8 protein-coding genes are annotated in these 6,778 nt (G+C 60.2%); all 8 read left to right on the forward strand.

Annotation, left to right across the window (positions count from 1 at the left end):
- The coding region (locus ACKVY0_RS05710; RefSeq protein WP_409213829.1) for a restriction endonuclease subunit S at positions 1-773 on the forward strand (773 nt) is incomplete at its 5' end.
- 26 nt (positions 774-799) lie between these two features.
- On the forward strand, positions 800-2,011 hold the full coding sequence (locus tag ACKVY0_RS05715; protein ID WP_409213830.1) for an AAA family ATPase: 1,212 nt from the start codon (positions 800-802) through the stop codon (positions 2,009-2,011).
- On the forward strand, positions 2,004-2,720 hold the full coding sequence (locus ACKVY0_RS05720; RefSeq protein WP_409213831.1) for a hypothetical protein: 717 nt from the start codon (positions 2,004-2,006) through the stop codon (positions 2,718-2,720). Before ACKVY0_RS05715 ends, ACKVY0_RS05720 begins: the two co-directional genes overlap by 8 nt.
- A 97-nt stretch (positions 2,721-2,817) precedes the next feature.
- Positions 2,818-3,054 (forward strand): hypothetical protein, encoded by a 237-nt coding sequence (locus ACKVY0_RS05725; RefSeq protein ID WP_409213832.1) that lies wholly within the window; start codon positions 2,818-2,820, stop codon positions 3,052-3,054.
- Positions 3,055-3,075: 21 nt separating this feature from the next.
- The gene (locus ACKVY0_RS05730) at positions 3,076-3,354 is read left to right on the forward strand and encodes a hypothetical protein (RefSeq protein WP_409213833.1); all 279 of its coding nucleotides are present in this window, start codon (positions 3,076-3,078) and stop codon (positions 3,352-3,354) included.
- Positions 3,355-3,363: 9 nt separating this feature from the next.
- Positions 3,364-3,849: a hypothetical protein gene (locus ACKVY0_RS05735; protein WP_409213834.1), complete on the forward strand. Its 486-nt coding sequence runs from the start codon at positions 3,364-3,366 to the stop codon at positions 3,847-3,849.
- Positions 3,846-4,709, forward strand: a complete 864-nt coding sequence (locus ACKVY0_RS05740; RefSeq protein ID WP_409213835.1) for a hypothetical protein — start codon at positions 3,846-3,848, stop codon at positions 4,707-4,709. Before ACKVY0_RS05735 ends, ACKVY0_RS05740 begins: the two co-directional genes overlap by 4 nt.
- A gap of 12 nt (positions 4,710-4,721) precedes the next feature.
- A partial coding sequence (locus ACKVY0_RS05745; protein WP_409213836.1) for a type I restriction endonuclease subunit R occupies positions 4,722-6,778 on the forward strand: 2,057 nt, incomplete at its 3' end.

Here is a 6,778-nt window from a genome sequence, read left to right on the forward strand (position 1 = left end):
CGACGCTGGAGACGATGGCGCGGGCGCTGTTCCAGAGCTGGTTCGTGGATTTCGACCCCGTCCGCGCCAAACTCGACGGCCGCCCCCCCGCCGCCCTCGACCCCGCCACCGCCGCCCTCTTCCCCGACTCCTTCCAAGACTCGCCCCTCGGGCATATTCCGAAAGGGTGGGAGACAGGTTCAATCCTTCGGCAAGCCGACTTGCTCAGTGGCGGAACGCCAAAGACCGATGTTCCGGCCTACTGGAGCGGCGATGTGCCGTGGGCCAGCGCAAAGGATGTTTCCCAATGTGGCGAAGCCTTCCTCGTGTCCACCGAGCGAACCATCACCAAGCAAGGAGTTGAGGAAAGCTCCACGAAGATCATCCCCGCTAACGCAACCGTCGTAGTCGCTCGTGGCGCGACGACTGGAAGACTCACCATGTTCGGCCACGCGATGGCAATGAATCAGACCTGCTACGGGCTGCGCTCAAAGGTCGCTGCGCCGTTCGCGCTTTACTGCAATGCGCGCCACTTCATTGAGCGGCTGGTGCAAGGCGGCCACGGCTCCATCTTCGACACCATCACGACAAGCACCTTTGAAGCGACTGAGGTTCTTCTCGCCCCGAAGGAAGTCCTGCTCGCCTTCGATAAGCAAGTGACGCCGTTGTTCCAGCAAGTCCACGCCAACCTCCACCAATCCCGCACCCTCGCCACCCTGCGCGACACGCTGCTGCCGAAGCTGCTGAGCGGGGAGTTGAGGGTGGCGGAGGCGCAAGAGCGCTCGCAATCATAATTCAGTTGGCATAAACTCCGAACATCATGATCCAGAAACTCAAGATCGAATCTTTTAAGTCCCTCGAAAAAGTCGAAGTCGAACTCGGCCAGGTAAATGTATTCGTGGGAGCCAATGGGAGCGGGAAGAGTAACTTGCTTGAGGCGCTCGGTGTCCTTTCCGCTGCGGCTGACGGGAAGGTGAACGATCTCGTGCTGCTCCAGCGTGGCGTCAGGCCCGGCGTGCCAAAACTTTATAAGTCCGCGTTTCCAACCAGGGCGGGAGGCGGAGCTGCTGCCGGCACGCATATCAGGTTCGAGGCATGGTCCGGGAAGGTTGAGTATGCGGTGTCACTCAACAACCCGCTAGACGACCCAAGCCCGGCTTGGAGGTTCAAGCACGAGCTTTGGCAAGATGGCGCAAGGAAGCTCGTGGGAACCTCTCCGGCTAAGCGTAGCGCGGAGAAACTGGTGGCGGTAAACCCAGAAAACGGGCTGGCTGCGCTGAGGGCGGTGACTTTGATGGCAGATGATCCAGCCTTACTGCTGCTGAAAGCGCTTCAATCCTACGTGATCTATTCGCCGACAACGCCGGTGCTCCGCGGAATCGCCCAGGAAAATCAGCCAAGGCATCCCGTTGGTCTGTCAGGCGGACAGTTGCCGGACGCAGTGCGGGAGTTGCTGCTCAGCGGCAGCGACAGCCCTCATGCAAAAACTGTAGCTCAGGAAGCGCTGAGTTTGATTGATTGGGCCAAGCACTTCGGAAGTGCACCGGCATCGTCGATGCCACTTTCACCCGCTGCCGCTGCCTCGCCTCGCGTGATCAAGTTCACCGACCGATTCATGCGTGAGGGCCGGAATGTTCTATCTGGCTACGATGCGAGCGAAGGCGCATTGTTTATCCTCTTTCTGGCTGTGCTTGCCGCGCATTCAAGGAGTCCTCAGCTTCTAGCCGTGGATAATGCCGATCACGGTCTGAATCCAAGATTGGCGAGATCACTGATCAGCAAGTTCTGCGGATGGGTCACGAACAATCCGGACAAACGGCAGTTCCTTCTCACCACGCATAACCCGCTCGTTCTCGACGGGCTGCCTCTGCAAGATGACCGTGTGCGACTCTTCACGGTGGCGAGAACGAGCACAGGGAGAACCGTGGTTCGCCGTGTTGATATTCAGAAGCTCGTGGAGAAAGCCAAAGGTGGCTGGACCTTGTCCCGGCTTTGGGTGGCTGGTGATCTCGGGGGGGTGCCCAATGTCTGATGTGCTGCGCATTGGATTTGCGGTAGAAGGCAGCACCGATTTGGTGATGCTTGAGTCTGCCGTGGCTGCCATCCTACCTGAGTATGAATTGGAGACAGTAAGGCTCCAGCCAGAGGTTTCTGATTCGTTCGTTGCCATCGCTGGCACGACGGGATTCGGTTGGCCGGGCATCTATCGTTGGTGCCGCGAAGCAGTCGAGAAAGGGGGAGGTTCCATCAGCGGCGGTCCCGTGCTTGAAAGCTACGATGCCGTAGTTCTCCAACTGGACGCTGACGTAGCTGCCGCAACATACGCCCAAGGGCATATTGATGACCCCACGGGCGATCTGCCATGCGAGAAAAAGTGTCCGCCAGCCGAAGCAACAACAGACGCACTGCGACTTGTGCTCCTCCGTTGGCTTGGTGAGCCAGCGGAACCCAAGAAGTTGGCGATCTGCATGCCTTCGAAGTCGTTGGAAGCTTGGATTCTTGCCGGGTTGTATCCCGCCGACCCTATTGTGAAATCAGGCGCTTTGGAGTGTCGCTCCAAGCCTGAACGACTGCTCTCTGGCAAGCCTTTGAAAGGGCGATTGGTCAGTAGCAATCACAAGGACTTCGATATGTATCGCAATCGCGCTTCTGAGTTCGCGCAGAAATGGGCCTCGGTGGAAAAGAAGTGCTCACATGCGAAGCGGTTCGCTGTGGAACTTCGGACGGCTGTTCAACCGTAGCAGCCCATGAGCCTCAACGAATCCATCGTCGAAGACGCCGCCCTCGAATGGTTCCCCCTTCGCCAAGGCTACGGCGGACAAATCGGGGAGCTGGGCTATGCGGTCGGGCACGGGGCCGCATCTCGCGCCCGGTGAATATGCCAAAGGCACCCTCACCCCAACCCTCTCCCAGGGGGAGAGGGAGTCATACAGTGAGGTGGTGCTGGTGGGGCGCTTGCGCGAGGCCATCCGGCGGCTGAACCCGGCCATTCCATTTCGCGCCCTCGCCACCCTGCGCGACATGCTGCTCCCGAAGCTGCTGAGCGGGGAGTTGCGTGTTGAAGATGTCTCCTAAAACAATTAAAACTTCCACGCCATGCCAAGCGCTCTCTATCGCATTGAATTTCTCGGACGCCATTTGGGTGTTGGCGTGGCGGGCAGCCGCTACGTTTACCTGAGTGCGGTTGCCAAGGAGAACGGCCCGAGCGCGCCCTATTGCATCCCCAATGAGCTGATCTGTGGCGAGCTGGGGCGGTTTCTGCGGCTGCCGGTGCCGCCGGTGGGAATCGTGACGCAGGCGGGAGGCAACCCGATGGTGGCCTCGCTGGACTTCAACCTGACAGGGAACTCGCTGCCGCCAGTGAATGTGAACTAATGTGTGCGGATGCTGCCGACGTTGTCCACCGGGCTGCTGCTGTTTGACATCTGGATCGCGAACTGTGACCGCCATGAAGCGAACTTTTCGGTCGATACCGGCACCACGCCGCCGCAGATGAGCATCTTCGATCACAGTCATGCGTTGTTTGGCTATGCTGCCGGGCAGGGTGAGGGACGCCTGACGGCGCTGCGTGACCGCCTGGGCATCTCATGGACGACGAGCGGTCCGGTGGACTCGGGGCAGCATCGTCACTGCCTGCTGGACGCCATCGGAGCGGATGCTGACTTTCACCACTGGCTGGAACGCATCCGGTCCACGCCTGACTTCTTCATCGACGAAGTGTGCCGGGATGCGATGCCCTACGGGGCGACATTTCAGGAGGTCCAAGCTGCGGCTGGCTTTTTGAAGCACCGGCGCGATAATCTGCGTAACATCATCAACCACCACAGGGCCGAGTTTTCTGCCATCACCACCTGGAGTCTGCTGCCATGAACACCACGAAATACCTGCTCGCCAAATACATCCCGGACATGCACCGGTTCGAGCCGCGCAATATCGGCGTCATCGTCTGGTCGCCACTAGGCATCGAAGCCCGCTTTCTGGCGGAGAACGCCCAACGTCCCGGAGAAGTGGACGGGAGGTCCATCCCCGCCTTCGTCACATCCGACAGTGCCTACAAGCAATGGGTGCGCTACTGGCGTGAGGCGCTCTCCAGTTCCTCCATTCGGCCCATCGGTGGGGGAGAGATCGTCCCCGCGTCTTCTCCATCGTTCATGGAAACCTTGCAGAAGACCGGTAAAGGGAACTTCGTGATCGCTGATGCGGGAAGTGTGCTGGACGAGGTGGGAGAGGACGATCTGGCCGCCGTGGCGAACCAACTCTATTCACAGCTCGTCCTGGAACTCTCGACATCCGAGGAGTCTCCTGACCGCAGCTTCAAGGAGCGCTGTGATGAGTTGCTGGTGAAGACGCAATTGAAGGCGCATCGCCACTTCCGTGATCGTTATCCAGTGAAATGCACGGTGCGGGGTGTGGAGGAAGAGTATGTCTTCAGCCATGCACTAGCTAATGGAACGATTGAGCGCCTGTTTCAGCGGTTCAACATTCCCGATAAGAAGGGACACATCCAAAAGAGTCGTGATGCGATGGCGTGGACTCTGGAAAGCCTGATCAACGGGAAAGTGGTAACCTCTGATCAAGCGGTGCTGATCGTCGATGAGACGCCGGAACGACAGAGTGAGACAGAAGTCGAGAAGACACTGAAGTTGCTGGGCGGGATGTCCCGCTTGGTGAACATCCAGAATCCAGTTCAAGCTGAAGCGGTCTTCGCTGAGGCAGCCAAGCTGCCTTAATGCGATGACTGCATGTCCACGCTGAATGAATCCATCGTCGAAGACGCGGCCCTCGAATGGTTCGGGGAGCTGGGCTATGCGGTCGGGCACGGGCCGCATCTCGCGCCCGGCGAACCGGCGGCGGAGCGGGATTCGTTTTCTGAGGTGGTGCTGGTGGGGCGCTTGCGCGAGGCGATCCGGCGGCTGAATCCGGCCATTCCCGAGGAGGCGCGGGAGGAGGCTTTGAGAAAGGTTCTGCGGGTGGGGACGCCTTCGCTCACGCAGACGAATCGCGCCTTTCACCGGATGCTACGCGACGGCGTGCCGGTGGAATATCCCCGGCCCGATGGCTCGATCAAAGGCGATCAGGTTTGGCTGGTGGATTTCGACGATGTGCGGGCGAACGATTGGTTCGTCGTGAATCAGTTCACGGTGATCGAAGGGCAGAACAACCGGCGGCCGGACATCGTGGTTTTCGTCAACGGTCTACCGCTGGGCCTGATCGAGCTGAAGAACGCGGCGGATGAGGACGCGACGATCTGGAGCGCCTACGCACAACTTCAAACCTACAAGGCGGAGATTGCCTCGCTGCTGCATTACAACGCGGCGCTGGTGGTGAGCGATGGCTTGCAGGCGCGCATGGGTTCCGTGACGGCGAACCAGGAATGGTTCAAGGTCTGGCGCACGATTGACGGGCAGCGTGACGCTGCACCCGGTTCTTTGGAATTGGAGACGCTCATCCGGGGCGTGTTCGAGCGTCAGCGGTTCCTCGACCTGCTGCACCATTTCATTGTCTTTGAGGAAGACCCGGACACGGGCGCGCTGCACAAGATCATCGCGGGCTACCATCAGTTCCACGCGGTGAATGCGGCGGTGGAGGAAACGGTGCGCGCCAGCGGCATGACGGAGACCGGCAGCGTGCTGCGCGAGGAGGCGGGCACCTACTGGGCCGGGCGTCAACGCGGCGGCAAGCCGGGCGACCGTCGCGCGGGCGTGGTCTGGCACACGCAGGGCAGCGGAAAGAGTTTCTCCATGCTCTTCTTCGCCGCGCGCGTAGTGCGGCATCCGGCGATGCAGAACCCGACGCTGGTGGTGCTGACCGACCGCAATGATCTCGACGACCAACTCTTCGGCCAGTTCCAGCGCTGCGCGGACATCCTCGGCCAGACGCCGGTGCAGGCGAGCGGGCGCGAGCATTTGCGCGAGTTGCTGAACCGAGCGAGCGGCGGCGTGGTGTTCACCACCATTCACAAATTCATGCCGGAAAAGGGCGAGGCGATGCCTGAGCTGAGCGCGCGGCAGAACATCGTGGTGATCGCGGATGAAGCGCACCGCAGCCAGTATGGATTCGGCGGCAAGGTGAATGAAAAGACCGGCGAAATGTCCTACGGCTTCGCCAGCAACCTGCGCGATGCCTTGCCGAATGCGTCGTTCATCGGCTTCACCGGCACGCCCATCGAGAAGACGGACGCGAACACGCGGGCGGTCTTCGGCGATTACATCAGCATCTACGACATCCAGCGCGCCGTCGCCGACAAGGCCACGGTGCCGATCTATTACGAGAGCCGCATTTCCAAGCTAAGCCTGAACGCCGCCGAGCTGCCGAAGATTGACGAGGAGTTCGAAGAGATTACCGAAGGCGAGGAGCTGACGAAGAAGGAAAAGCTCAAGACGAAGTGGGCCGCGCTGGAGGCGCTGGTGGGCGATCCGAAACGCATCGCGCTGGTGGCCGCCGATCTGGTGGCGCATTTCGAGAAGCGCGTGGAGGCGATGGATGGCAAGGCGATGATCGTCTGCATGAGCCGCCGCATTTGCGTGGATCTTTACGATGCGCTGATCAAGCTGCGGCCTGAGTGGGAAGCCGAGACGCTGAAGGTCGTGATGACCGGAAGCGCCGAGGACGGCCCCGAGTGGCAGAAGCACATCGGCAACAAGAAGCAGCGGCGGGATTTGGCGAACCAGTTCAGACGCGAGCGCAAAAAGTCCAAGGTGCTTGATCATGCCTCGGGGAGCTGGTACAAGAAGGCACACCTTCACTCATGCGCCACTTCAACGCCCCCGATTCACTCGCACAAAACAGCCTCTTTGAC

The organism is Prosthecobacter sp., assembly GCF_046154365.1.
Classification (GTDB): Bacteria; Verrucomicrobiota; Verrucomicrobiia; order Verrucomicrobiales; family Verrucomicrobiaceae; genus Prosthecobacter.